The organism is Rhodococcus sp. 05-2256-B1 (assembly GCF_002258465.1).
Classification (GTDB): domain Bacteria; phylum Actinomycetota; class Actinomycetes; order Mycobacteriales; family Mycobacteriaceae; genus Rhodococcoides; species Rhodococcoides fascians.
This window is the reverse complement of record NZ_NOZA01000031.1, coordinates 311,274-335,842: the sequence shown is the minus strand read 5'-3', so window position 1 is coordinate 335,842 and position 24,569 is coordinate 311,274. Positions and strand designations below refer to the sequence as shown.

Here is a 24,569-nt window from a genome sequence, read left to right as displayed (position 1 = left end):
GGTGTCCGGGAACATACGGGGCTGAACGGTTTCGACTTTGTATGTTGAGTCAGGGGAAGCGTGTCGGTGCAGGCGAGAGACCACCGTAAGCGTCATCGCAACCTTATAAGCGCCGATTCCAATCAGCGCGACTACGCACTCGCTGCCTAAGTAGCGACTGCGTGTCTGTCAGTCCGGGCTTGCCCTCGGCCCGGGTACTGGCATCAGCTAGAGGGCTCACCGATTCATCCGGCCGCGGGATGATGAGGAACATCAAACAGTGGCTGGGATCGTCATCCTGACTTGTTCGCGAGATCGGGAGATCCAAGTAGAGGCATAGCGGACTGCACACGGAGAAGCCCTGGCAATGCAGCAGAGGACCCGGGTTCGATTCCCGGCAGCTCCACTGTGAAGGCCGGGCCGAGAGACTTTCTCTCGGCCCGGTCTTTTTTTGTGTCGGACACCTCACAAACACTGCTGTCGACCCGGTCCCACCCGCAGGGGGCTCGGTGCCGAATAGAGAGCATGAGCAACCAGCGGACCCCAGTTCTCTACACGGGGAAGCGGCTGTCGTCGCCGTCGATGGTGGTATTGGTTCTGAGCGGTGGCAAGGACGTGAGTCGCGCGCGCAGCAGTCCGTGGCACCTGGCGGGGTTGAGAATGTGGCCCTTCACCTGGACGCTTCGGCGGGCCGGACGTAGCCGCGACATCTCGGTCCAACAACTGCGATATCGATTCCGCGGCTGGAACGCCCCCGAACGGACGCCGGTAGAGGACGCGCGGTGGGCGCTGCGCCGCATTCGTGACCGCAATCCCGGAGTTCCTGTGGTCGTGGTGGGGCACTCGATGGGCGGGCGCACAGCTGCTGCGCTGATCGACGACCCGTCGATCGCGGGTGTCGTTGCGCTTGCTCCGTGGTGGCCGCAGGGTACGGAGGCCGACGGATTCGACGAGAAGCGCACGCTGCTCGTGGTGCACGGAACTGCCGACCGGTGGACCGACCCGCGAACCTCCCGTCGTGCGACCGAACGCGCAATGGCGAACGGTGCCGACGCCGAATATCTCTCGGTGCCTGGAGGCCATTTCATGCTGCGTGATCCGCGCGTGTGGTCGCGCGTCACTCGTGACTTCGTTCTCCGTATCGCCGACGAGTCAAAAGTGCGAACCGATTCGAGCGAATCCGGTGCGTCGACGGGCTGCAGGGGAGAATCGTCGTGACCCGCCGTGTTGCCGTCGTGGGCAGCGGGGTGGCCGGCCTCACGGCGGCATACGCGCTGTCCAAGAACTCGTCGGTGACGTTGTACGAGGCCGACTCTCGGCTCGGCGGCCATGCGGACACCCACTTCGTGGACGGCCCCGGTGGTCCGGTGGGCGTCGACACCGGGTTCATCGTGCACAACGACCGCACGTATCCGACGCTGCTCCGTCTGTTCGACGAGCTCGACGTGCCGACGCAGGATTCGGACATGAGCATGTCCGTTCGGTGCGACGGCTGCGGGCTCGAATACTCGGGCGGACAGGGAATGCGGGGCATTCTCGCGCAGCGGACCGCGGTCCTGCGGCCTCGCTTCGTCTCGATGCTGCTCGACGTCAAGCGTTTTCATCGTCTGGCGACCGAGCTACTCGAGCGCGAGGACGCCGCGGACACCGAGACGACGCTCGCTCAATTCTTGGAGCAGCACTCGTTCTCCGCATACTTCGAATCCCACTTCATGACACCGTTGGTGTCCGCGGTGTGGTCGTGCGATCCGGACACTGCTCTCGCCTACCCGGCTCGCTACCTGTTCACTTTTCTCCGCCACCACGGAATGCTCACCGTCACAGGATCTCCCACCTGGCGTACCGTCACCGGCGGGTCGATCGAATACGTTCGTCGGGTTGCGGAGCACATCGACGAGGTGTTGCTCGGCAATCCGGTACATGCTGTCTACCGGTCCGTGGATTCGGTGCAGATCCGGGACGGCCACGACGACCTGCGCACGTTCGACGCCGCCGTGATCGCAGTCCACCCCGGTGCCGCGCTGAAGATGCTCGCGGAGCCGACTGCGCTCGAACACAGCGTTCTCGGAGCTATGCCGTATTCGGTCAATCACACTGCACTGCACACCGACTCGTCGGTGCTGCCACGAAACATCAGAGCGAGAGCGTCGTGGAACTACCACCTCCCGTCCTGTAGCGCCAAACCCGATCGAGTTCTGGTCAGCTACGACCTGACGAGGTTGCAGCGATTGGGTGACAGCGATCGAAGGATGCTGGTCACCCTCGGGGGAGCAGATCGCATCGACCCGAACACGGTGCTCGACGAGATGACCTACGAGCACCCGCAGTACACCCCCGAATCCGTCGCAGCGCAGCGTCGGCTGCCCGAATTGGATACCGATACGGTGTCGTTCGCCGGGGCGTACCACGGGTGGGGATTCCACGAGGACGGTGCGTTGTCCGGAGCGCGCGCCGCGCAACGGGTGGGGGCCTCGTGGCTCTGACGTCGGTTCTGCCGAACACCCGGGCGCACGGGGCGGCGCTGTATCTCACTCGGATCGATCACGTCCGACGAGCACCGATACGAAATACGTTCTCGTACAAGAGCTACAGCTGGTTCGTCGACCTCGACGCACTTCCCGAACTGCCGCGGATCCTGCGGCCACTCGCGTCATTCGATTCCCGCGACCACCTGGGTGACCCTGGTGCCACCATTCGCCAGAACGTCGATGCCTTCTTGGCAGAGAGCGGAATCGATCTCGGCGGCGGTCGCATCACGATGTTGGCCAGCGCGCGGGTGTTCGGGCACACGTTCAACCCATTGACTGTGTACTGGTGTCACGACCGAAACGGAGACCTCGGCTGCGTGGTGGCCGAGGTGCACAACACCTATGGCGAGCGATACCGGTATCTGTTGGACACCGGTCGTCACGGCGAGGCACGGACTGCCAAAGAGTTCTACGTCTCACCGTTCAACGACGTCGACGGCGAGTACTCCATGCAGCTGCCCGAGCCGGACGCCACACTCCGGCTGTCGATCGTCCTCGAACGTCTCGGTCACCCTCCGTTCGTGGCGACCGTCGTCGGCCGTCGCCGCCAGGTGACGACGCGATCGATTCTTCGTACCGCACTCGAGATCCCGATGGCACCGCTGCGAGTGGTGATACAGATTCGCTGGCAAGGCATTCGGCTCTGGGCGCGGGGTCTGAAGATCGTGCAGAAACCTGCCCCTCCGGGGGCGCGGAGAGTTCAGAAGGAAGGAGCTCACAGATGACAACGGTGTCTCGAACCGATTCCGTGTCGCACCCGTCCGGTGCCGGGCCGCGCCCGCTCGTCGATCCTCGGGTCTGGCCCCAGATCGCCCACGTTCCCGGTGGCGTGAAAGTTGCGGTCGCCGCGCCCGTTGCCGACTTTCTCTTCCGTCGTGCGGTCGCGGGATTGCAGGTCCGAGTCGCGATGCCGGACGGCACAGTGCTCGGGGCCGGATCGTCCGACGCACCGTTGATGACGGTCTATCGGCCACACGACTTCGCCGCGCGCGTCGGCGACAGCGGCCTCATCGGATTCGGTGAGGCATACATGGCCGGAGACTGGGATGCCGAGGATCTCACCGCTGTGCTCGAGGTCTTCGCTCGTCGCATGGCGTCGCTGATTCCCGAGCCCTTGCAGCGACTCCGTGGGCTCTACGTCCCGAAACCTCCACGGAGTGAGCGCAATACGACGAAGAACACACGATCGAACATCTCGCGTCACTACGATCTGTCGAACGACCTGTTCGAGCTCTTCCTCGACGAGACCATGACCTACTCGAGTGCGTTGTTCGCCGGATCGGGACCCGACGACAGCGTGGAGCTTGCCGACGCCCAGCGCCGAAAGATCGACCGGCTACTCGATCGCGCAGGCGTCGGCGAAGGAACCAGGGTCCTCGAAATCGGCACCGGATGGGGCGAGCTGGCCATTCGCGCGGCCGCTCGCGGTGCGACGGTCCGGTCGGTGACACTGTCGGTGGAGCAGCAGGAGCTCGCGCGTAAGCGTTGCGCGGCAGCGGGATACAGCGATCGAGTACAGATCGATCTCCTCGACTACCGGTTGGTGGACGGTCAATACGACGCCATCGTGTCGGTCGAGATGATCGAGGCCGTCGGTCATCAGTACTGGGCAACCTATTTCGAGACGATCGATGCACATCTGGCACCGGGCGGACGCGTGGCGATCCAGGCCATCACCATGCCGCACGACCGGATGCTGGCCACCCGCAATACGTACACGTGGGTGCACAAGTACATCTTTCCCGGCGGGTTCCTGCCGTCGGTGCGGGCCATCGAGGAGGTGACCGAGCAGCACACCTCGCTTCGGGTTCGCGAACGCCTGTCCATGGGTGATCACTACGCGCGAACCCTGGCCCTGTGGGACAGTCGCTTCCGTGAATACCGCAGCGAGGCACAGGGTCTCGGGTTCGACGATGTATTCGCGCGAATGTGGCACTTCTACCTCTGCTATTCGGAGGCCGGATTCCGATCCGGGTACCTCGATGTTCAGCAGATCGTGCTCGATCGAAGGGACGACCGATGACCACCTCGACAAGTACCGTGGACCGGACCGATCGCAGCGTCGGTGTTGCACACCGAATTGCCGAGTTGATGGAACCCCTGGTGGGTGGCCCGCTTCCCGTCCGGCTGCAGGCGTGGGACGGATCCGTTGCCGGCGACGCCCTGGCACCGAGAGTGCTGTTGCGGAGCCCCAGCGCTCTTCGTCGATTGCTGTGGAGCCCTGGTGAACTCGGTGCTGCGCAGGCGTACGTCACCGGGGAATTGGACGTCGACGGCGATCTTGCCGCGGCTCTCGATCATGTCTGGGGTGTTGTCCGTGAGCGCCGGCTCTCGGCAGTACGACCGGGGGCGGCATCGTTACTGCGGCTGGCGCGGCTGGCCAAGGATCTCGGCGTGTTCGGCCGCCCACTACCGCCACCTGCGTCGCAGGCCTCGGTGAAGGGGCGGCTGCACTCGTTGCTCCGCGACCGCGCTGCGATCAGCCACCATTACGACCTGTCGAACGACTTCTACGAACTGGTCCTCGATTCGCACATGGCGTACTCGTCGGCGTACTGGACCTCGGATTCGTCGGACTACACCCTCGATGATGCCCAGCGCGACAAGCTCGACCTCGTGTGCCGAAAGATCGGGCTCGACAAACGATCCGGGCAACGGTTCCTCGACGTCGGCTGCGGCTGGGGGTCTCTCAGCCTGCATGCGGCACAGGAATACGGAGCGCAGGTCGTCGGAGTGACCATCTCACGCGAACAGAAAGCCTTCATCGACAAGCGAATCGCCGACCGAGGACTGCAGGACAACGTCGAGATCCGAATCCAGGATTATCGGGAGATTCCGGACGGGCCCTTCGACGCGGTGGCGTCGATCGAGATGGGTGAGCATGTGGGGGAGGCCAATTACCCGACCTACACCGCCGCACTGCACACCAACGTCAAGCCGGGTGGGCGAGTACTGATCCAGCAGATGTCGCGAAGAGAAGGCGACAACCCCGGCGGCGGGGCATTCATCGAATCGTTCATCGCGCCCGACATGTTCATGCGCCCGGTCGGGCGGACCGTGGCCATGATCGAGGAGGCCGGACTCGAGGTTCGCGACGTCCATGCTCTGCGGGAGCATTACGTGCGGACCGTCGATGTCTGGACGGAGCGCTTCGAGGCGCGGTACGGCGAGGTGGTGGCCATGGTCGGGGAGGAGGTCGCTCGCGTCTGGCGGCTGTACCTGATCGGCGGGGGAATGGCATTCCGGGACAACAGGATGGGCGTCGACCAGATCTTGTCCGTTCGCCCGGTCGACGGGTCGTCCAGGATGGAACCGGTCCGCCCGGTGTGGGTGGCCGCGCGGTGAATTGGTCCGACTTCTTCACCGTGTCACTGGCGAGTCTCGGCGGTACCGCTGTCCTGATGATGGTCACCGCCCTCGTCGGTGCCCGTATCGGACGACACAATGTCGTGGATGTGACGTGGGGTGGCGGCTTCGTTCTGATCGCGCTGATCTCCGCTGCGACCGGCACAGGTGATCTGTGGCGACGACTCCTGCTGGTCGTGCTCGTCGGAGTGTGGGGGCTTCGTCTTGCGCTGCACATGGTGCAGCGCTCACGCGGACACGGTGAGGATCCGCGGTACACCGAGCTGCTGTCCAAGGCCACCGGCAACAGAACCTGGTATGCCCTGCGGAAGATCTATCTGACGCAGGCGGTTGCGCTGTGGTTCGTGTCCCTTCCACTGCAGGTATCCGCCGTTTCACACGGATCGGTTCTACCCGTCGTCGTACTCGGCGTAGTGGTCTGGCTACTCGGATGGACGTTCGAGGCAGTGGGCGACGCGCAATTGAAGGCGTTCAAGGCCGACGCGTCGAACAAGGGCAAGACCATGGACCGAGGTCTGTGGTCCTGGACGCGGCATCCCAATTACTTCGGCGACTCGGCAGTGTGGTGGGGACTGTTCCTCGTCTCGGCCTCGGCGTGGCCTGGGGTGTTCACGATTCTGTCGCCTGTCGCGATGACGTACTTCTTGGTGTTCGCCACCGGGGCTCGGCTGTTGGAACGGAGCATGGAGAAGCGTCCGGGGTATCGCGAATATCAGCAGCGAACCAGCTATTTTCTGCCGCGGCCACCGAAACGGCAGAGCAAGTAGCTCGCGGGTGGGGCAGCGGCGTTAGGGTTGAACGAGAAATTCGGTTCGTCGACCGGATTCGGTTCGTTCGAGGATTGAGGAGGCGCATCGTGGCGCACGAGAGAGCTGGAACCACTGCACTGCCGGAGGATCTGGTCGATCTCTCGCAACTCGTCACGGCGTACTACTCGCGCATTCCGGACGTGTCGGAGCCGAGTCAGCAGGTCGTGTTCGGGACCTCGGGTCATCGAGGTTCGAGCCTGGATTCGGCGTTCAACGAGGCGCACATCGTCGCCACCACGCAGGCCATCGTGGAATATCGTTCCGCGCAAGGTATCACCGGGCCACTGTTCATCGGTCGAGACACCCATGCATTGTCCGAGCCCGCGTGGACGACGGCTCTGGAGGTGTTGGCAGCCAACGACGTCGACGTTCTGGTGGACTCGGGGGATCGCTACACCCCGACGCCCGCCGTCAGTCATGCCATTCTCCGGTACAACGAGTCGGGGCCGACCGCGAAAGCCGACGGCATCGTGGTCACACCGTCCCACAATCCGCCGCGTGACGGCGGGTTCAAGTACAACCCTCCGCACGGTGGACCGGCCGACAGCGATGCGACGTCGGTGATCGCTGCCCGCGCCAACGAGCTTCTCCGCGAGGGCATTACCGGAATCAAGCGCGTGACTCTCGCGCAGGCGTTCGCGGGAAGCGTCTCGCGGTACGACTTCCTCGGCACCTACGTGGACGACCTCCCGAACGTGCTCGATCTCGATGCGATCCGCGCCGCCGGAGTTCGCATCGGTGCGGATCCGCTCGGCGGTGCCAGTGTCGACTACTGGGATGCGATCGCCGAACGACACAACCTCGATCTGACCGTCGTCAATCCGTTGGTCGACGGCACGTTCCGCTTCATGACGTTGGACACGGACGGCAAGATCAGAATGGACTGCTCGTCGCCGAACGCGATGGCATCACTGATCGCAGCCCGGGATCGATTCGACATTGCCACGGGCAACGACGCCGACTCCGATCGACACGGCATCGTCACTCCCGACAGTGGTCTGATGAACCCCAATCACTACCTCGCGGTCGCGATCGACTATCTGTTCACCCACCGGCCCGGGTGGTCACCGACGGCGGCAGTCGGCAAGACGCTGGTGAGTTCCTCCATGATCGATCGCGTCGTCGCCGGTCTCGGACGAAAGCTGCTCGAGGTCCCGGTCGGGTTCAAGTGGTTCGTGCCGGGCCTGCTGGACGGCGAGCTCGGCTTCGGCGGCGAGGAGAGCGCCGGTGCCTCGTTCCTGCGGCACGACGGCCGAGTGTGGACCACGGACAAGGACGGAATCATTCTGGCGCTGTTGGCCTCGGAGATCACCGCGGTCACCGGATCGACACCGTCGCAACGCTACGCAGAATTCACAGCCGAGTACGGCGATCCGTCGTACGCCCGCGTCGACGCTCCGGCAACCAGGGAGCAGAAGGCTGTGCTCGCCAAGTTGTCGCCCGACCAGATCACCGCCACCGAATTGGCGGGGGAGCCGATCACCGCGACGCTGACCGAGGCTCCCGGAAACGGGGCCGCACTGGGAGGGCTGAAGGTGACAACGGAGAGCGCCTGGTTCGCAGCTCGTCCGTCGGGAACCGAGGACGTCTACAAGATCTACGCGGAGTCGTTCCAGGGCAAGGAACACCTCGCCGAGGTCCAGGCTGCAGCACGTGAATTGGTCTCGTCCGCTCTCGAGAGCTCGTGACCGACTCACCGACACCCGACCACGACAGCTCGGCCCCCGAGCCGGCATTCCAACCCGGAGGCAAACTCCCACCGGAGATCTGGGTACTGGTCTCGGCAGCGTTCGTCATCGCCCTCGGATTCGGCATCGTCGCGCCTGCCCTGCCGCAGTTCGCTCGAGAATTCGGCGTCGGATACACGGCCGCATCGGCAGTGATCAGTGCCTTCGCTCTCATGCGGTTGCTGTTCGCGCCTGCGAGCGGCGCTCTGGTTCAGCGGCTCGGCGAACGACCCGTCTACCTGATCGGACTGTTGATCGTGGCGGTCTCCACCGGTGCGTGCGCTCTGGCTCAGACGTACTGGCAGCTGCTGGTGTTTCGCGGACTCGGCGGGATCGGGTCGACGATGTTCTCGGTGTCTGCTCTCGGACTGCTGATCAGAATCAGTCCACCTACCAGTAGAGGCCGCATCTCCGGGCTGTACGCGACCGCTTTCTTACTGGGAACCATCGGTGGTCCGCTCGTCGGCGGCGCGCTCGTCGGTTTCGGTCTGCGGGTGCCGTTCGTCATCTATGCCGTGGCTCTGGTGATCGCCGCTGCCGTCGTGTACTTCACCCTCGGCAATTCCGATCTGGTCAAGCCGGAGAAGGGAACTGCGCCGCCGACGATGTCGTTGCTCGCTGCTCTGCGAATCCCGTCCTATCGGGCCGCCCTGGCGTCGAATTTCGCGAACGGATGGGCCGTGTTCGGTGTCCGGGTGGCGCTGGTGCCGTTGTTCGTCGTCGAGGCAATGCAGCGGTCCGAGGTGTTCGTCGGGATTGCTCTCACGGTGTTCGCAGTGGGTAACGCTCTGGTTCTCACCAGTGCCGGTCGCCTGTCCGACGTACGCGGACGCAAACCGTTCATGCTGGGCGGTTTGGCGGTGTGCGGCCTGGGAACGGTCGTGATGGGCTATGTCCACGATCCGGTGTTGTTCCTCGCGGTGTCGTTGATCGCCGGAATCGGATCGGGCCTGATGAGTCCTGCCCAGCAGGCCTCGGTCGCCGACGTGATCGGCTCCAAGGCGCGTGGAGGACCCGTGCTGGCTGCCTTCCAGATGGCGTCCGACGTGGGCGCTGTGATCGGCCCGATCGTGGCCGGAATGATCGTGGAACGGGTCTCGTTCGGTCCGGCTTTCGCCGTGACGGGCGCACTGCTTCTACTGGCGGGGTTGTGGTGGTCGCGCGTTCCGGACACCCTCGAGCGCGAGCGCAGCTGACGGATACGTCCGTAGTATTCGCTCTGTGAGCGAGAAGAAGACATCCAGCACGAAACACACTCCGCAGGCCTCGTCGAACACCGTGACGTACATTCTGGGCGGTATTGCATTCCTCGTGGTGGTCGCGGTCGTCGTGGTAGCGATCCTGTGGCAGCGAGGCAGCGACGCGCCCCGGAACGACGGGTACGGATCGGTCAAGAATCCCGAGGTCGAATTGTCGTTGCCGGGAGACGGTGTCGTCGTATTGGCTCGTCCGGGCGCGCAGCGCGTCATCGATATCTACGAGGACCCGATGTGCCCATTCTGCAGTGATCTCGAGGTGAAGCACGGCCAGGAATTGGCTCAGAAAATCGACGACGGCGTTGTCTCGGTCAACTACCACCTGATCAATTTCCTCGATGCGAGCTCGGCCTCGGGTGACTATTCGACGCGGGCCGTTGCGGCGTCGCACTGCGTGGCCGCCACCGAGAATGCGCGGGTCTACTCGGCTTTCCACGCCGCGCTGTTCGACCCGGAATTCCAGCCGGAGGAAGGAAGCGACTCCGACCGAACCGATGCCGAGCTGGCGGAGCTGGCAACGTCGAACGGAGCGAGCGATCTTGCGGTGGAGTGCATCACCACGGGCGCTCAGCGTGACGCAGCGGTGGCGGACGCGACGACCGGTCGGGACGCCTTGGCCGCATCGGGCGCACGCGGAACTCCGGGTGTTCTGGTGGACGGACAGGTGGTCGACGCGCTGGGCGACTCGGAATGGTTGGCTACGGTCGGCTGATCGGGGTCGAGCGCGGGGGCCCGTACCGGAGCATCGAGTACGGGCCGCACCAGCTGATTTGTTGCTGCCGCGAGCCATGGTGTAACTTCGTTCGAGCAACCGCATGAGCGGGAGCACGCAGTACTCGGGGCTATGGCGCAGCTGGTAGCGCACCACACTGGCAGTGTGGGGGTCAGGGGTTCGAGTCCCCTTAGCTCCACCGAGAAAGCAAAAGCGCCGCCCATCGGGCGGCGCTTTTGTTGTGTCTATGGCTTCGGCCACCGAATCGGCGTCTGCAGCGTGAGTCCTGAGACGCCGATTCGGAAGGCGGGAGTCAGTGAGCTGCGTCGAACGCCTGCTCCACTTCGGCGGGTATTCTTCCGCGCGCAGAAATGTTGTGGCCGTTCGCCTTCGCCCATTCTCTGATGGCTTTGGTCTGATTGGCGTCGCGCTTCGCCCCGGTAGCCGGGGAAGTCGACTTCTTCTGTCGCTTTCCACCCACCTTCGTCGAGTGCTCGATGTAATAGTCGAGCTTGCGGTGGAATTCTTTGGCGTTCTTGTCGCTCAGATCGATTTCGTAGCTGACTCCGTTGACCGAATAGGTTATGTGTTCGCCACCGGATTCGATCGGTTTTTCGTCGATGTCATCGACTAGTTGCACATAGACTTTTCTGGCCATGCTGAAGCTCTCCAATGGTGCAGGGAATGATGCGGGGGGATGTCCAGATCGAACTGTGTCGACTATACGGCCGAACAATGTGTATATCCATGCTGGCCGATCGATTGTTACCGGTTTCGCAGCATTGCCACAGAATCTGCAGATGTATTCGTCGAAACCGACGTGGCGCAGGCATTAAGTGTGTGCGCAGTGCGAGGGATCGCTGTTGCGGTGAACAAAGACAAACTGTCCGGTATTGATAGGAAATTCGTTCTCGGGGTCGGTTCGAGCCGGCGGCCGATTTCGGAGTTTCGCGGCACTCGTGTCGCCGTCGTGGGAAACATGAGAAGGCTGGGCAGATCGCAACGAATCGATCACGAAATGCACTCCTTTGGCTAACGAAATTCGATCAGGGACTCGAATGGTTCGATTTCTGGTTCACTCGAGCAGCAAGTGTCTGTTGTGACGCACGGTAGCTCCTGATGCCAATGGGAACCGCGTGGCTCGACGGCGTCCGAGGTGCCGAGAGGGGAGTGGCGCGACCGGCTCCACCGGAGCGCCCACGAGTCGATGAAATCTTCACGAACAGCCGGGTCGGCTGCGGTGACGCTGATGTGCGCAGGTCTACTGGGTGCTGGAGCGCTCGTCGGCGCACCGGCATCGGCCGACCCGTCCACGCCCGCCACCGCGCCGTCGGCGACACCCGGCACGGAATCGGCCGGACGAGAGTTGACGGGAAAGACGGTCTTCCTCGATCCGGGTCACCAGGGCACAGCTCACTCGGAGAATCTGCAACGGCAGGTCGACGACGGGCGCGGCGGTACCAAGGATTGCCAGACCACGGGCATGACCACGGTGGACGGGGTGCCGGAGCACACCATCAACTGGAAGGTCTCGGAGCTGGTTCGGTCCAGTCTGGAGAGTCTCGGTGCGACGGTGAAGACCAGCCGCGTCGACGACGCCGGATGGGGCGGGTGCGTCGACGATCGGGCTCGCGCTGCCAGCGCGTCCGGAGCCGATGTGGCCGTCAGCATTCATGCGGACTCGACGAGCACGACGACCGACACCGACAAGCACGGATTCCATCTGATCGTGCCGACACTGCCGATTCCGAATGCGGCGGCCGATGCGGCTCAGTCCGAGGGCGGGCGCTCGGCCTCGAAGCTGATGAGAGATTCCTACGTTCGCGCCGGGTTCGATCCCGCCAATTACTCGGGCGTTGTCGACGGGATCCAGGAACGATCCGACGTCGCGGGGCCCGCACTGACGACTGTTCCGTTGGTGTTCGTCGAGATGGGCAATGGTTCCAACCCGGACGACGCGGCGGTGCTCGAGGGCTCGGACGGTCAGGTGAAGCATGCGATCGCCATCTCCACCGGCATCATCGACTATCTTCTCGGAGCCGAGGCTGCCTCGTCGCCGGACGTCGCAGTTCCCACCGCCTCTGCGCCGACGCCGACGAGCGCGACTGTCCCCGCCGCTACGTCGACGTCCGTAGCGGGTCGTAGTGCCTTGTCTCGACTACTCGAAAGCGTCTCGCCGTATGTCGAATCGTTCGGTGTCGACGGGTTGAAGGGATTGGTGACCGACGAGAACGTCAGCAGCGTCTCCACCTTCGCTCGAGGCCTCCTGAATCGAATTCTCGCCGCCCGGTAGTCTCGACCGGCGTGGCGCGTCGACGAATTCCGGTGGTAATCGTTGCCGGCTTTCTGGGTGCCGGCAAGACCACTCTGCTCAATCATCTGTTGCGCAACGATGCGGGAATTCGGATCGGCGTCGTGGTCAACGATTTCGGTGCGATCAACATCGATTCCATGCTCGTTGCAGGACAGGTCGATTCGATGGTGTCACTGGGCAACGGATGCATCTGCTGTGCGGTGGACATCAGTGACATGGACGCGATGTTCGATACGCTGGCACACCGCCGTTCGGCCATAGACGTGATCGTGGTGGAGGCCAGCGGATTGGCGGAGCCACGGAATCTCATTCGAATGGTGCGCGGCAGTGAGAACGAGTTCATCGTGTACGGCGGATTGGTGGGAGTCGTCGACGCGGTCGAATTCGCGGTTACCCGCACCCTGCATCCCGAAATCGATCAGCATCTGCAATTGGCGGATCTGGTGGTACTGAACAAGTCCGACGCCGTCGAGGATTCGGAGCGCTCTGCGGTGGTGTCGACGGTTCGGTCCATTGTCGGCGACGTCCCTGTCGCAGCTGTGTCGTTCGGACGCGTCGATCCTCTGTTGTTGTTCGACCGGCCCCAGAACGGGCCGGTCGAATCCGCACTACCCGTGCAGTTGTCCTTCGACGAACTTCTGCGTGAGCACCTCGACGACGACAGCTGCCACGAGCACGGACACCACCGACACCTGCATGCGCAGTACTCGCATACCGAGTTCGTCAGCACAGCAGCGATGGAGCCGCGTCGGCTGATCGAATTTCTGGAGAACCCGACCGGAAACCTCTACCGCATCAAGGGTGTCGTGCATTTCGACCTGCCGGGACACCAGCAGAAGTTCATCGTGCAGACGGTAGGGCGACACATCCGGTTCGAGAGTGCAGCGTGGTCACGGGGTGAAGCCCAGCAGACATCACTGGTGCTGATCGGCACCGAACTCGATGCGGACGCGGTCGAACATCGACTGCGGGCCTGCGTGCGCGGCCCTGACGACGCAGTCGACGCCTCGGCCATGTTGCCGGTCCATCGATACCTCGAGCCGGCGTAGGTCTTCTACAGTCCGACCCATTCGGTGCGCCCGCCTTCGAAGCCCTGCCGTTTCCAGATGGGTACCTCGGCCTTGATGCGTTCGACCAGTCGGGCGCACGCCTCGAACGCCTCGGCGCGATGAGCCGATCCGACTGCGGCCACGAGCGCGAGATCGCCGACCCGCAAGTCCCCGACGCGATGCACGGCAGCGACCGCAAGACCGGTTTCGGACGAGACCTCCGAGCAGCATCGGCTCAAGAAGCGTTCCGCATCGGGGTGGGCGCGGTATTCGAGAGTTTCCACGGCGTGGCCACCGTCGTGGTCACGAACGATTCCGCTGAACAGCACCACGGCACCGTGGTGCGAATCCTGTACCGCGGCCTCTACCTCGGCGGTCGTCAGCGGCTCGTTCGAGATGCGGGCGACGAGTTCAGTCATCGTGGGGTCCTCCTCCTGAGATCTGGGCGAGTACATGATCGAGGAGCGGATCGAGAACGGCCAAGCCGTCTTTCACGCCTCCCGGTGATCCGGGCAAATTGACGACGAGGGTACGTCCGATCAACCCGGACACTCCGCGACTCAGCACCGCGTGCGGCGTCGCGGAGGTTCCCTTGGCGCGGATCTGGTCTGCTATTCCTGGCATCTCGATGTCGAGCAGTGCCGCCGTGGCCTCCGGAGTTGCATCGGTAGGGGAGACGCCGGTTCCGCCGGTCGAGATGATCAGCGACGGCTCGCCGCGTAGCGAGTCGCGCAGTCCGGCCTCGATGTCGGCATCGGCGTACACCAGCGGGCCGCGCACCGCGAAGCCCCGATCGGTCAGCCAGGATGCGATGGACGGGCCGGTGGTGTCCGGGCGGGTTCCGCGAGCACCGCCGGTGGAGGCCACGAGCACGACCGCCGACTTCGTCCCCTCCGACGGCCGAGCGTCGTCGTCGGGGGCGGTCGCCTTCGCATCACGCTGCCAATGTCCATGCTTACCACCGTCTTTGGTGATCAGCCGGACGCCGTTCATCGTCGCACCCGGGTCGACTGCCTTGACCATGTCGTGCAGGGTCAGCCCGGCAACCGCGACGGCGGTGAGGGCTTCCATCTCGACGCCGGTCCTACCGGTCGTGCGCGCGGTGGCTTCGACCGTGATGGAGGTGTCGGTGAATCCGAAGGAGATCTTGACCGACGAGAGCGCGAGTTGATGGCACAGCGGAATCAGATCGGACGTGCGCTTGGCAGCCGAGATACCGGCGATCCGAGCGGTCGCCAGGACATCGGCCTTCGGCATGCCGTCCGCCTGCACCAACCCGATGACCTCGGGCGTGGTGACGAACTCGCCTGCCGCCACAGCGGTTCGGGAGGTCTCTTTCTTGTGCGCCACATCGACCATGCGGGCGCGGCCCTCGTCGTCGAGGTGCGACAGGGGGTTCTGCGGAACTTCGGTGGTCACAGCGGCCATACCTCCACGGGTGATCCTGCGGCGAGTTCGGTCGTCTCGGCGGCGATGTCGATGAGCACGTCGGCCCACGCCAGTGCGGCCACCAGGTGGGACCCCGGTCCGGCGACCAGTTCGACCCGGCCGTCGTCACGCAATTTCCCGCGGAGCAGTTGACGCCTGCCCGGCGGCGAGGTGATCGACTGGAACAGAGTCGCAGGGCCCGACAAGACCGGTGGCAGGCCGGCAGATCGCCGAACGATGTTGCGCGCGAACATGATGTACGACACCACGGTGCTGACGGGGTTGCCGGGGAAACTCAGGACCGGAGTGCCGTCGAACATCGTGATGCCCTGCGGTCCACCCGGTTGCATCCGAACCGATCCGAACTGTCCACCCAGCGGCGCGAGAACGTCCTTGACCACCTCGAAGTCGCCCATCGACACTCCACCGGAGGTGATGATGAGCTCCGCCGATGCGGCTGCGGAGGTGAGGATGCTTCGGAAGCGTTCCGGATCGTCGGTGCTGCGTGCGACGGTAACCACGTCGGCACCGCTCGCGCGCAGGTGCGCGGCAAGAGTGATGCCGTTCGAGTCGAAGATCTGACCGGGCGAGAGCGTCTCGCCTGCGTCGGCCAACTCTGCTCCGGTGGTCACCACGGCCACACGAGGACGCGACCGTACGTCGACGGTGGCCAGTCCGACGGCCGCGAGAACCGAGATGTGCCGGGGCTCGAGCACTCTGCCCGCGTCGATCAGGATCGTTCCCGCGCGTACGTCGCTACCCTGTTCGCGCACGAATTCGCCTGCGACGCGGGCTCGTTCGACGGTCACCGCACCTGCGGTGGTCACCGTGGTGTCCTCCACGGGGACGATGGCGTCCGCTCCGTCGGGTATCGGTGCACCGGTCATGATCTTGGCTGCGCTACCGGGCGTGAGCGTCGAGGGTCGGGTGGGTCCGGCAGCGATGATCGTCGATACCGGAAGCGTCACGGGCGCAGACTGCACCGAGCGAGAATCGACCGCATAACCGTCCATCTGCGAATTCCGGAACAGAGGTAGATCGACGGGGGAGGTCACGTCGTGGAATGCCACCCGCCCCAGTGCGTCGGTCAGCGGCACTCGTTGAGCTGCTCGGGTGCCCAAGTCTGCGAGCAGCCACTCGATCGCTGCTGCGTGCTCCTCGACGGATACGGCGCTCACAGTGCAGGTCCGGTGATCGCTCGAGTGTGCTCAGCCGTCATGGCTGCCAATCCTAGGCACGCCGACACGACGGGCGCGTGTGGGCTGCGGCATACTGGGTAGACAAGCCGATGTGAGACATGCAGGAACAGACGGATTCGAGGTGTGAGGTGACGGTGGACAGTGTCACGTCCCTCGGGATCCCACGTATAGGCGCAGCTTCCTCGGGGTCGTCGTTCGGCCCGGTGGACGATCGTCCCGACGTGCCGCATCTGATCGATCGCTTCGGGCGGGTGGCACGCGATCTGCGCATCTCGATCACCGAGAAGTGCTCGCTGCGGTGCACGTATTGCATGCCGGAGGAGGGGCTGCCGGCAATCCCCGCAGCCGACCTACTGACCGCTGGCGAGATCGCTCGGGTCGTCTCGGTTGCCGTGCGCCTGTTGGGAATACGCGACGTGCGTTTCACCGGCGGTGAGCCTCTGATGCGCCGAGACCTGGACGAGATCCTTCGTTCGTGCTCCGCTGTGGCGGACGGCGTTCCGTTGTCCATGACCACCAATGCCGTCGGTCTGGAACATCGTGCGCAGGCCCTCGCCGAGGCCGGTCTGACGCGCGTCAACGTGTCGTTGGACTCGGTCGATCGTGAACAGTTCGCGCGCTTGACTCGACGCGATCGTCTGCCGTCGGTGCTGGCCGGTATCCGAGCGGCCAAGAAGGCGGGCATCGGTCCGGTGAAGGTCAATGCCGTACTGATGCGAGATACGCTCTCCGGCTCCGTGGATCTGCTCCGGTGGTGTCTGGACGAGGGGGTCGCGCTTCGATTCATCGAGCAGATGCCACTCGACGCCGATCACGAATGGGCCCGCAACAACATGATCGACGCCCAGACGTTGCTCGACGAGCTGTCCACTGCTTTCGATCTTCGTGAAGTGGGTCGCGCCGATCCGTCCGCTCCCGCCGAGGAATGGAGCGTGGACGGCACGGAGGCAACCGTGGGAATCATCGCGTCCGTCACGCGCTCGTTCTGCGGCGACTGTGATCGCACGAGGCTCACCGCCGAGGGGACCATCAGGTCCTGCCTGTTCAGCGACGACGAGACGGATCTTCGCGCGGCGCTGCGGGGCGGTGCCACCGATGACGAGCTGGCAGCAGTATGGCGCGGAGCCATGTGGAACAAATGGGCCGGGCACGGCATCGACGCCGAGGGCTTCGTGCCACCGACCCGCAGTATGGGAGCAATCGGTGGTTGAGACACAGCCCAGCACGACCGATAGTCGAACGATGCAGGTGGAGGTGCGGTACTTCGCAGCCGCCGTCGACGCGTCCGGCTGCGAGTCGGAACACCTCACTCTGCCGGCCGGTGCGACGCTGGGAGAATTGCGCGAGGCCATCCGTTCTCGGTACGGAGCCCCGATGGAACCGATTCTGCGGGTGTCGGCGTATCTGGTCGGAGACGAGTTGACCCGCGATCTGGGGCGGTCCGTAGGCAGCAGAGTCGACGTACTGCCGCCGTTCGCCGGCGGCTGATCGTCACCGATCGCCGCCGACGAAGGTCGGTCAGTGACCGTTCTTCCACCAATCGTCGAACGGTGTCACTGGAACGGTTCGCTTGTGCCGCGTCGCGGCGAACATCTTCTCGAGTTTGTCGGCCACTTCCTCGGTGACGTCCTTGCCTTCGAGGTAGTCGTCGATCTGCTGGTATGTGACGCCGAGTGCTTCCTCGTCGGGCAGAGCCGGTCGATCGTCTTCGAGATCCGCGGTGGGGACTTTGCGCCAGGTACTTTCGGGCGCACCGAGCTCGCGCAGCAGCGCAGCGCCTTGTCGCTTGGTCAGGCCGGTCAGAGGTGTCAAATCCACCCCGCCGTCGCCGAACTTGGTGAAGAAGCCGGTGACCGCCTCGGCCGCGTGATCGGTGCCGACGACCACATAGCCGAGTTCGCCGGCGATCGCGTACTGGGCGACCATGCGTTGACGTGCTTTGATGTTGCCGCGCACGAAATCTCGGACCTCGCCGGTTCCCAGAGCCTCGGCGGTCGCAGCGGCTGCGGCATCGGAGGCCTCCTTGATGTTCACCGTCACCGTGCGGTCGGGATCGATGAACTTCAGTGCGATCGCCGCGTCGTCCTCGTCGGCCTGCACACCGTAGGGGAGCCGTACGGCGACGAATTCGGCCTCGTGCCCGTCGGCACGTAGTTCGGTCACCGCCCGTTGTGCGAGCTTGCCGGTGAGCGTGCTGTCCTGTCCGCCGCTGATCCCGAGTACGAAACCGGAGGCCGGTGTCGACGCGAGGTAGTCCTTGAGGAAGTCCACGCGCCTGCGGACCTCCGTCACCGGATCGATGGTCGACTGTACCGCCAGCTCACGCATGATTCCGGAGCGCAATTCCGAGTTGATGTGTCCCATCCGATCATCCTAATGACGAGTGCGGGTACGCGTTCGGGTCGAGAAGGATGCGTAGTGTCGTTCGACGTGAGCGGATCCACGGATACCTTCGTCAAGCGAGATACCCGCGCGCACCCGGACTTCTTCGAGGCCGAGGCGACGGGACTCGCGTGGCTCGGTGAGACAGGGGTGCCTGTCGTCGGTGTTCTCGATCGCGGACCGACGTTCATCGAACTCGAGCGGTTGACGGCCGCGCGTCCCACCGAGATCGCGGCCCGTCGATTCGGGCGCGCACTGGCCCGGATGCACGACGGCGGCGCGGCCGGATTCGGGGCTCCGCCGAATCGCCCGGACGGCACACCGTTTCCCGGGCAGTTGTTCATCGGCTCGCGGCCCATGACCAACACTGTCCACGCCACGTGGGGTTCGTTCTACGCCGCCGAGCGAGTGCTGCCGTATCTGCGGATCGCGGTCGACGCCGGAAACGTGACGCAGTCCGAGGCGGCGACCGTCGAGGCGGCGTGCGGACGGGTGGCGGACGGCGAGTTCGACGACGGTGAACCGCCCAGTCGAATCCACGGAGACCTGTGGAACGGCAACGTCTTCTGGACCGATGCGGGTGTCGTGCTCATCGATCCCGCGGCACACGGCGGCCATCGCGAAACGGATCTGGCGATGGCGGCACTGTTCGGCTGTCCTCATCTGGACGCCATGGTCGACGGCTACGAGTCCGTGCACCCGCTGCGGACGGGGTGGCGCGACCGGACCGCCCTCCACCAGTTGCATCCTCTGGCCGTACATGCGGCCGGACACGGCCGTTCGTACGGAACTGCCTTGCATTCGGCGGCACTGTCGATCCTCGCGACGTGACCGACAACCGCTATGGGACGCGAGTTGCTCTGCGCACCAGATCTTCCCACCCGTCGGCCAGACGATCCATCGTCATTCCGAGGTCTCGGTACTGGTGCAGCACCAACGTGGCTTCCAGGGGTGTGAGCAGCCAATAGGTGAGAAGTTCCAGGTCTCCCTCCACGCCGGCTGCACGGAGCAAAGACAGAACGTGTGTGAAATTGACCATGTGCGCCGGAGCCGAATACCGAGCGTCGGCCGAGCTTTCCGCGGCCCGCAGCACCTCACCCTGAACCCTGACGAACTCCAGCCGTGCCCGACCGAACGCGACGAGGCGGTCGATGGGATCGGCACCGGGCCCGAGCGGCGGTTCGCCGAACATGAACGAGCTCTGCAACATCTTCTCGGTGTGATCCAACAGGGCTCGCATCAACCCGGCGCGGTTGCCGAAGCGCCGGAACACGGTGCCTTTGCCGACGCCGGCCCTCGTTGCCACGGCCTCCATGGTGACGGCGTCGGCACCGAGGGTCGCCACCAGCTCCGTCGCGGCGTCGAGGAGCAGCCGGCGGTTGCGGGCAGCGTCACAGCGTTCGGAGTCTTCGCCTACTACGGGCAGCATCGGACCGGTCACCTGTTCAGGGTACCTCGCTGAGGAATACAAGTGGACCGCGGTCCGCTTGGATGGTATGAATTGACACGACGATCACGTCATCCGAACTTTCGAAGGAAGATTTCATGTCAGACGCACACGTACTCGTTCTCGTCGGAAGCCTGCGCGCCGAATCGGTGAACAAGCAGATTGCCGAGACTGCAGTCACCGTCGCACCGGCCGATGCCGAGATCGTGGTCTACGACGGGCTGGGCGACGTTCCCTTCTACAACGAGGACATCGACGTCGATGGCTCCGTGCCTGCGGCCGCCCTCGCTCTGCGCGCCGCTGCCGAGAAGGCTTCTGCGCTGCTGTTGGTCACGCCCGAATACAACGGCACCATTCCGGCCGTGCTGAAGAACGCCATCGACTGGCTCTCACGTCCCTACGGTGCCGGTGCCATGGTGGGCAAGCCGGTCGTGGTCATCAGCGCATCGCCGAGCGGCAACGGTGCCAAGTGGGCCCACGAGGACACGAGCAAGGCCGTCCGCATCGCCGGCGGATCCGTACTCGAGGACGTCCAGCTCTCCATCGGCGGCACCATCGACAAGTTCGGGACCGCTCACCCGCGTGAGAACGCCGAGGTGTCCGGTGAGATCGGCCACGTCGTGGCCGAGTTGGTCAAGGCGTCGAAGGAACTCGTCAGCGCGTGACCGCTTGATGGTATCGGGAATCGTTTTCATGTAGCCTGGTCTCATGAAGGTGAGAAATTCTCTGAAATCGCTCAAGAGCAAGCCCGGCGCCCAGGTGGTTCGCCGCCATGGGGTCGTGTTCGTGATCAACAAGAAGGAGCCGCGGTTCAAGGCGCGTCAACGCTGACACTCGCGTGATCCACGTGACGGCCCCTCGGAGCAATTCCGAGGGGCCGTCGTCGTGCGCGGATGTCGTAGGGGAACGTCACTGTCGGGGCGACGGTCGGTAGTGACGAAAGACACCTCGTTTTGTGACGTCCGACACGCCGATGTGGGGTGGACGAGCGTCGGTCGCACGGCCGTGACCAGCGAATACCACGCATGTTGTTCGCAACATCTCGTGTTCTAGGCAGATGGGGGACACTAGGTGTAGTGTTTGACCCGCCGAGAGACCACAACTCGAAGAGCCCGAACGACGTGGGTTCGAGCAGGTCGCAGTCGCCCTGAGCGGGAGATGTTCTCGGTGCCACACGCAGAGCACATCGTCGCCATCGGTGCACCCGACGGCGACAACGGAAAGAGGGACACCATGAGCATCACCGTTTACACCAAGCCCGCCTGCGTCCAGTGCAATGCCACCTACCGCGCCCTCGACAAAGCGGGTATCGAGTATTCCGTCATCGACATCTCGCAGGACCCCGAGGCACGTGACTACGTCATGGCGCTCGGTTACCTGCAGGCCCCCGTCGTCGTCGCCGGTGACGACCACTGGTCCGGTTTCCGCCCGGATCGCATCAAGACCCTCGCGGCGAACGCTGCTTGAACAGATCGAGAAGGTGAGTGAGCGGTGAGTTCACACCAGCAGTCCTCGAACTCACTCGTCTACTTCTCCAGCGCGTCGGAGAACACGCACCGTTTCGTATCGAAGTTGGATATCCCCGCGACGCGCATTCCCTTACGAGATCCGGACGGCACGTTTCGCGTCGACTCTCCCTACGTCCTGATCGTGCCGACGTACGGCGGAGGAACGACGTACGCCGGTCGCGACACCAACTACGTCCCCAAGCGTGTGATCAAGTTTCTCAACGACAAGCACAATCGATCGTTGATCAGAGCCGTCATCGCTGCCGGAAACACCAATTTCGGTGACTCCTTCTGCTTTGCCGGAGACGTCATCTCGCAGAAATGCGCGGTTCCGTATCTCTACCGCTTCGAATTGATGGGCACCCCCGAGGACGTAGTGCGAGTCCGCGAGGGACTCGAAGACTTCTGGGAACGGGAAGTCCGTCGCGCTGCCCACACGCACTGAGCATCAACCACCACAGACCAGTAGGAGCACCGCCGTGGCACCGACCATCACCGACGCAGCACCCGCACCCGCGACCGTTCGCAGCGACGGTGACATGGACTATCACGCGCTCAACGCGATGCTCAATCTCTACGGGCCCAACGGTGAGATCCAGTTCGAGAAGGACCGCGAAGCTGCCAATCAGTACTTCCTGCAGCACGTCAACCAGAACACCGTGTTCTTCCACGACCTGGACGAGAAGCTGGACTACCTCGTCGAGGAGAACTACTACGAGCCCGAGGTTCTGGACCAGTACTCACGTGAGTTCGTGAAGTTCCTGATCAACCACGCGTACTCGAAGAAGTTTCGATTCCCGACCTTCCTCGGTGCGTTCAAATACTACACCTCCTACACGCTCAAGACGTTCGACGGTAAGCGCTACCTCGAACGCTTCGAGGACCGTGTGTGCATGGTGGCATTGACGCTGGCGGCCGGTGACGAAGCCCTGGCCACCGATCTCGTGGACGAGATCATCGCCGGCCGATTCCAGCCCGCGACGCCCACCTTCCTCAACTCGGGCAAGAAGCAGCGCGGCGAGCCCGTCTCGTGCTTCCTGCTCCGCATCGAAGACAACATGGAGTCCATCGGACGATCCATCAACTCCGCGTTGCAGCTGTCCAAGCGCGGCGGCGGAGTTGCATTGTTGCTGAGCAACATTCGCGAAGCAGGTGCGCCGATCAAGCGGATCGAGAACCAGTCGTCCGGTGTCATCCCGATCATGAAGCTGCTCGAGGATTCGTTCTCGTACGCCAACCAGCTCGGGGCACGCCAGGGCGCGGGCGCGGTGTACCTGCACGCGCACCACCCCGATGTGTACAAGTTCCTCGACACCAAGCGTGAGAACGCCGACGAAAAGATCCGCATCAAGACGCTGTCCCTCGGAATCGTCATCCCGGACATCACGTTCGAGCTGGCGAAGAAGAACGAGGACATGTACCTGTTCTCGCCGTACGACGTCGAGCGCATCTACGGAGTGCCGTTCGCCGACATCAATGTCTCGGAGAAGTACTACGAGATGGTCGACGACAAGAGGATTCGCAAGACCAAGATCAAGTCGCGTGAATTCTTCCAGACTCTCGCCGAGCTGCAGTTCGAGTCCGGCTACCCATACATCATGTACGAGGACACCGTCAATCGTGCGAACCCGGTGAAGGGCAAGATCACTCACTCCAACCTGTGCTCGGAGATTCTCCAGGTCTCGACGCCGTCGACGTTCAACGACGACCTCTCGTACAGCCATGTGGGCAAGGACATCTCGTGCAACCTGGGCTCGCTGAACATTGCCAAGACGATGGATTCGCCCGATTTCGGTAAGACCATCGCGGTGGCGATCCGTGGTCTGACTGCGGTGTCGGATCAGACCCACATCTTCTCGGTACCGTCGATCGAGCAGGGCAACAACGACTCTCACGCGATCGGCCTGGGTCAGATGAACCTGCACGGCTACCTCGCCCGCGAGCGCATTCACTACGGCTCGACCGAGGGAATCGACTTCACCAACATCTACTTCTACACGGTGCTGTTCCACGCCATCCAGGCGTCGAACCAGCTGGCGAAGGCTCGCGGCCAGTACTTCAAGGGTTTCCCGGATTCCAAGTACGCGTCGGGTGAGTTCTTCGACAAGTACACCGACCAGGTGTGGGAGCCTGCGACACCGAAGGTCGCGAAGTTGTTCGCCGACTCCGACGTCGCCATCCCGACCCAGGCCGACTGGGCCGCACTGAAGGCGTCGGTGCAGGAGTACGGAATTTACAACCAGAACCTGCAGGCCGTTCCGCCGACCGGCTCGATCTCGTACATCAACAACTCCACCTCGTCGATTCACCCGGTGGCGTCGAAGATCGAGATCCGCAAGGAAGGCAAGATCGGCCGCGTCTACTACCCGGCACCGTACCTCGACAACGACAACCTGGATTACTACCAGGACGCGTACGAGATCGGCTACGAGAAGATCATCGACACCTACGCTGCCGCAACGCAACACGTCGATCAGGGCCTGTCTTTGACGCTGTTCTTCAAGGACACCGCCACCACCCGAGACATCAACCGCGCGCAGATCTACGCATGGCGCAAGGGCATCAAGACGCTGTACTACATCCGTCTGCGTCAGATGGCCCTCGAGGGCACCGAGGTCGAGGGCTGCGTCTCCTGCATGCTGTAAACGAGGCTTCCCTGGCGAACCATCGTTGGGGAACGCGAAGAGCCGATCCGCTGACACGGACCGGCTCTTCATACCCCGCAGAGCGAGGTCCCAATTGATGTCGGGATACCGAGCGTATACGAAGCGTCTTCGCGACGTGCGCGAGGCTCCGCGGGGTTTAAGACCCCGAAGGAGGTGAAGTTATGACAAAGAAGACCTCAAAGATCGTTCGAAGCTCGGT

The 24,569-nt window shown here is 63.6% G+C and carries 25 protein-coding genes, 1 tRNA gene and 1 other RNA gene; 21 read left to right on the top strand and 6 right to left on the bottom strand.

The window, feature by feature from the left end; translation table 11 throughout:
- Positions 1-17 precede the first annotated feature (17 nt).
- The 11 genes from ssrA (at position 18) to CH285_RS21545 (ending at position 10,576) form a co-directional block, all read left to right on the top strand.
- Positions 18-388, top strand: a transfer-messenger RNA (tmRNA) gene (gene ssrA, locus CH285_RS21595).
- 116 nt (positions 389-504) lie between these two features.
- On the top strand, positions 505-1,197 hold the full coding sequence (locus CH285_RS21590) for an alpha/beta fold hydrolase (RefSeq protein ID WP_080729273.1): 693 nt from the start codon (positions 505-507) through the stop codon (positions 1,195-1,197).
- Positions 1,176-2,462, top strand: a complete 1,287-nt coding sequence (locus CH285_RS21585; RefSeq protein ID WP_080729274.1) for an NAD(P)/FAD-dependent oxidoreductase — start codon at positions 1,176-1,178, stop codon at positions 2,460-2,462. Before CH285_RS21590 ends, CH285_RS21585 begins: the two co-directional genes overlap by 22 nt.
- Entirely contained in the window at positions 2,453-3,232 is a 780-nt protein-coding gene (locus tag CH285_RS21580; RefSeq protein ID WP_052068856.1) for a DUF1365 domain-containing protein, read from the top strand. The genes CH285_RS21585 and CH285_RS21580 overlap by 10 nt, the downstream gene beginning before the upstream one ends.
- Positions 3,229-4,530, top strand: coding sequence for an SAM-dependent methyltransferase (locus CH285_RS21575; RefSeq protein WP_032370739.1), 1,302 nt, complete (start codon positions 3,229-3,231; stop codon positions 4,528-4,530). The genes CH285_RS21580 and CH285_RS21575 overlap by 4 nt, the downstream gene beginning before the upstream one ends.
- A complete protein-coding gene (locus CH285_RS21570) occupies positions 4,527-5,852 on the top strand; it encodes an SAM-dependent methyltransferase (RefSeq protein WP_052068857.1) in 1,326 nt (441 codons plus the stop codon). Before CH285_RS21575 ends, CH285_RS21570 begins: the two co-directional genes overlap by 4 nt.
- Before the next feature lie 56 nt (positions 5,853-5,908).
- Positions 5,909-6,640 carry a DUF1295 domain-containing protein gene (locus tag CH285_RS21565; RefSeq protein WP_094643089.1) on the top strand — a complete coding sequence of 244 codons (732 nt, stop codon included), beginning with the start codon at positions 5,909-5,911 and terminating at the stop codon, positions 6,638-6,640.
- Between the two features lie 89 nt (positions 6,641-6,729).
- The gene (gene pgm, locus CH285_RS21560) at positions 6,730-8,370 is read left to right on the top strand and encodes a phosphoglucomutase (alpha-D-glucose-1,6-bisphosphate-dependent) (protein WP_027496584.1); all 1,641 of its coding nucleotides are present in this window, start codon (positions 6,730-6,732) and stop codon (positions 8,368-8,370) included.
- Between the two features lie 77 nt (positions 8,371-8,447).
- A complete protein-coding gene (locus CH285_RS21555; protein WP_051365365.1) occupies positions 8,448-9,605 on the top strand; it encodes an MFS transporter in 1,158 nt (385 codons plus the stop codon).
- Positions 9,606-9,630: 25 nt separating this feature from the next.
- Positions 9,631-10,377, top strand: coding sequence for a DsbA family protein (locus CH285_RS21550; protein WP_032366341.1), 747 nt, complete (start codon positions 9,631-9,633; stop codon positions 10,375-10,377).
- 126 nt (positions 10,378-10,503) lie between these two features.
- Positions 10,504-10,576 (top strand) — tRNA-Ala (locus CH285_RS21545).
- A gap of 114 nt (positions 10,577-10,690) precedes the next feature.
- Here CH285_RS21545 and CH285_RS21540 read toward each other — a convergent pair.
- Positions 10,691-11,035 carry a histone-like nucleoid-structuring protein Lsr2 gene (locus CH285_RS21540; protein WP_027496587.1) on the bottom strand — a complete coding sequence of 115 codons (345 nt, stop codon included), beginning with the start codon at positions 11,033-11,035 and terminating at the stop codon, positions 10,691-10,693.
- A gap of 549 nt (positions 11,036-11,584) precedes the next feature.
- Here CH285_RS21540 and CH285_RS21530 point away from each other — a divergent pair.
- Both CH285_RS21530 and CH285_RS21525 read left to right on the top strand, forming a co-directional pair.
- A complete protein-coding gene (locus CH285_RS21530) occupies positions 11,585-12,670 on the top strand; it encodes an N-acetylmuramoyl-L-alanine amidase (RefSeq protein ID WP_230591971.1) in 1,086 nt (361 codons plus the stop codon).
- 11 nt (positions 12,671-12,681) lie between these two features.
- Positions 12,682-13,740: a CobW family GTP-binding protein gene (locus tag CH285_RS21525; protein WP_032366342.1), complete on the top strand. Its 1,059-nt coding sequence runs from the start codon at positions 12,682-12,684 to the stop codon at positions 13,738-13,740.
- A gap of 5 nt (positions 13,741-13,745) precedes the next feature.
- Here the strand turns inward: CH285_RS21525 and CH285_RS21520 are convergent, their stop codons facing one another.
- From CH285_RS21520 to CH285_RS21510, 3 genes are read right to left on the bottom strand one after another with little or no spacing between them, the layout of a single operon-like run.
- Positions 13,746-14,159 carry a molybdenum cofactor biosynthesis protein MoaE gene (locus tag CH285_RS21520; RefSeq protein WP_027496591.1) on the bottom strand — a complete coding sequence of 138 codons (414 nt, stop codon included), beginning with the start codon at positions 14,157-14,159 and terminating at the stop codon, positions 13,746-13,748.
- Positions 14,152-15,159, bottom strand: a complete 1,008-nt coding sequence (gene moaCB, locus CH285_RS21515; RefSeq protein ID WP_255032404.1) for a bifunctional molybdenum cofactor biosynthesis protein MoaC/MoaB — start codon at positions 15,157-15,159, stop codon at positions 14,152-14,154. Before moaCB ends, CH285_RS21520 begins: the two co-directional genes overlap by 8 nt.
- Entirely contained in the window at positions 15,156-16,346 is a 1,191-nt protein-coding gene (locus tag CH285_RS21510; RefSeq protein WP_094643055.1) for a molybdopterin molybdotransferase MoeA, read from the bottom strand. Before CH285_RS21510 ends, moaCB begins: the two co-directional genes overlap by 4 nt.
- Positions 16,347-16,525: 179 nt before the next feature.
- On the opposite strand from CH285_RS21510, the gene moaA reads away from it, so the two are divergent.
- Both moaA and CH285_RS21500 read left to right on the top strand, forming a co-directional pair.
- A complete protein-coding gene (moaA, locus tag CH285_RS21505; protein WP_094643087.1) occupies positions 16,526-17,578 on the top strand; it encodes a GTP 3',8-cyclase MoaA in 1,053 nt (350 codons plus the stop codon).
- A gap of 31 nt (positions 17,579-17,609) precedes the next feature.
- Positions 17,610-17,855 carry a MoaD/ThiS family protein gene (locus CH285_RS21500; RefSeq protein ID WP_027496595.1) on the top strand — a complete coding sequence of 82 codons (246 nt, stop codon included), beginning with the start codon at positions 17,610-17,612 and terminating at the stop codon, positions 17,853-17,855.
- A 30-nt stretch (positions 17,856-17,885) separates the two neighbouring features.
- Here CH285_RS21500 and nadE read toward each other — a convergent pair whose 3' ends face one another.
- Positions 17,886-18,731 carry an ammonia-dependent NAD(+) synthetase gene (gene nadE, locus CH285_RS21495; protein ID WP_094643054.1) on the bottom strand — a complete coding sequence of 282 codons (846 nt, stop codon included), beginning with the start codon at positions 18,729-18,731 and terminating at the stop codon, positions 17,886-17,888.
- A gap of 66 nt (positions 18,732-18,797) precedes the next feature.
- Here nadE and CH285_RS21490 point away from each other — a divergent pair, with 66 nt between their 5' ends.
- On the top strand, positions 18,798-19,580 hold the full coding sequence (locus CH285_RS21490) for a fructosamine kinase family protein (RefSeq protein WP_032366571.1): 783 nt from the start codon (positions 18,798-18,800) through the stop codon (positions 19,578-19,580).
- Between the two features lie 10 nt (positions 19,581-19,590).
- Here CH285_RS21490 and CH285_RS21485 read toward each other — a convergent pair whose 3' ends face one another.
- Complete coding sequence (locus CH285_RS21485; RefSeq protein ID WP_027496598.1) at positions 19,591-20,190, bottom strand: TetR/AcrR family transcriptional regulator; 600 nt, start codon at positions 20,188-20,190, stop codon at positions 19,591-19,593.
- 104 nt (positions 20,191-20,294) lie between these two features.
- Here CH285_RS21485 and CH285_RS21480 point away from each other — a divergent pair, with 104 nt between their 5' ends.
- The 5 genes from CH285_RS21480 to nrdE all read left to right on the top strand — a co-directional run bounded on the left by CH285_RS21480 (position 20,295) and on the right by nrdE (position 24,349).
- Positions 20,295-20,861: an NAD(P)H-dependent oxidoreductase gene (locus CH285_RS21480; RefSeq protein WP_032366346.1), complete on the top strand. Its 567-nt coding sequence runs from the start codon at positions 20,295-20,297 to the stop codon at positions 20,859-20,861.
- A gap of 43 nt (positions 20,862-20,904) precedes the next feature.
- Positions 20,905-21,027 (top strand): type B 50S ribosomal protein L36, encoded by a 123-nt coding sequence (gene ykgO / locus CH285_RS21475; protein ID WP_032387197.1) that lies wholly within the window; start codon positions 20,905-20,907, stop codon positions 21,025-21,027.
- A 402-nt stretch (positions 21,028-21,429) separates the two neighbouring features.
- Positions 21,430-21,663 carry a redoxin NrdH gene (locus tag CH285_RS21470; protein WP_032398330.1) on the top strand — a complete coding sequence of 78 codons (234 nt, stop codon included), beginning with the start codon at positions 21,430-21,432 and terminating at the stop codon, positions 21,661-21,663.
- 24 nt (positions 21,664-21,687) lie between these two features.
- Entirely contained in the window at positions 21,688-22,149 is a 462-nt protein-coding gene (gene nrdI / locus CH285_RS21465) for a class Ib ribonucleoside-diphosphate reductase assembly flavoprotein NrdI (protein WP_094643053.1), read from the top strand.
- Between the two features lie 34 nt (positions 22,150-22,183).
- Positions 22,184-24,349, top strand: a complete 2,166-nt coding sequence (nrdE, locus tag CH285_RS21460) for a class 1b ribonucleoside-diphosphate reductase subunit alpha (protein ID WP_032370748.1) — start codon at positions 22,184-22,186, stop codon at positions 24,347-24,349.
- Positions 24,350-24,569: the final 220 nt, after the last annotated feature.

What these genes read in the sequence shown, in the direction of transcription:
- CH285_RS21590 (WP_080729273.1), top strand. Translation starts at nt 505, where the DNA reads ATGAGCAACCAGCGGACCCCAGTTCTCTACACGGGGAAGCGGCTGTCG.
- CH285_RS21575 (WP_032370739.1), top strand. Translation starts at nt 3,229, where the DNA reads ATGACAACGGTGTCTCGAACCGATTCCGTGTCGCACCCGTCCGGTGCC.
- CH285_RS21570 (WP_052068857.1), top strand. Translation starts at nt 4,527, where the DNA reads ATGACCACCTCGACAAGTACCGTGGACCGGACCGATCGCAGCGTCGGT.
- CH285_RS21565 (WP_094643089.1), top strand. Translation starts at nt 5,909, where the DNA reads ATGATGGTCACCGCCCTCGTCGGTGCCCGTATCGGACGACACAATGTC.
- CH285_RS21540 (WP_027496587.1), bottom strand. Translation starts at nt 11,035, where the DNA reads ATGGCCAGAAAAGTCTATGTGCAACTAGTCGATGACATCGACGAAAAA.
- CH285_RS21530 (WP_230591971.1), top strand. Translation starts at nt 11,585, where the DNA reads ATGAAATCTTCACGAACAGCCGGGTCGGCTGCGGTGACGCTGATGTGC.
- CH285_RS21520 (WP_027496591.1), bottom strand. Translation starts at nt 14,159, where the DNA reads ATGACTGAACTCGTCGCCCGCATCTCGAACGAGCCGCTGACGACCGCC.
- CH285_RS21500 (WP_027496595.1), top strand. Translation starts at nt 17,610, where the DNA reads ATGCAGGTGGAGGTGCGGTACTTCGCAGCCGCCGTCGACGCGTCCGGC.
- nadE (WP_094643054.1), bottom strand. Translation starts at nt 18,731, where the DNA reads ATGGGACACATCAACTCGGAATTGCGCTCCGGAATCATGCGTGAGCTG.
- CH285_RS21480 (WP_032366346.1), top strand. Translation starts at nt 20,295, where the DNA reads ATGTCAGACGCACACGTACTCGTTCTCGTCGGAAGCCTGCGCGCCGAA.
- ykgO (WP_032387197.1), top strand. Translation starts at nt 20,905, where the DNA reads ATGAAGGTGAGAAATTCTCTGAAATCGCTCAAGAGCAAGCCCGGCGCC.
- CH285_RS21470 (WP_032398330.1), top strand. Translation starts at nt 21,430, where the DNA reads ATGAGCATCACCGTTTACACCAAGCCCGCCTGCGTCCAGTGCAATGCC.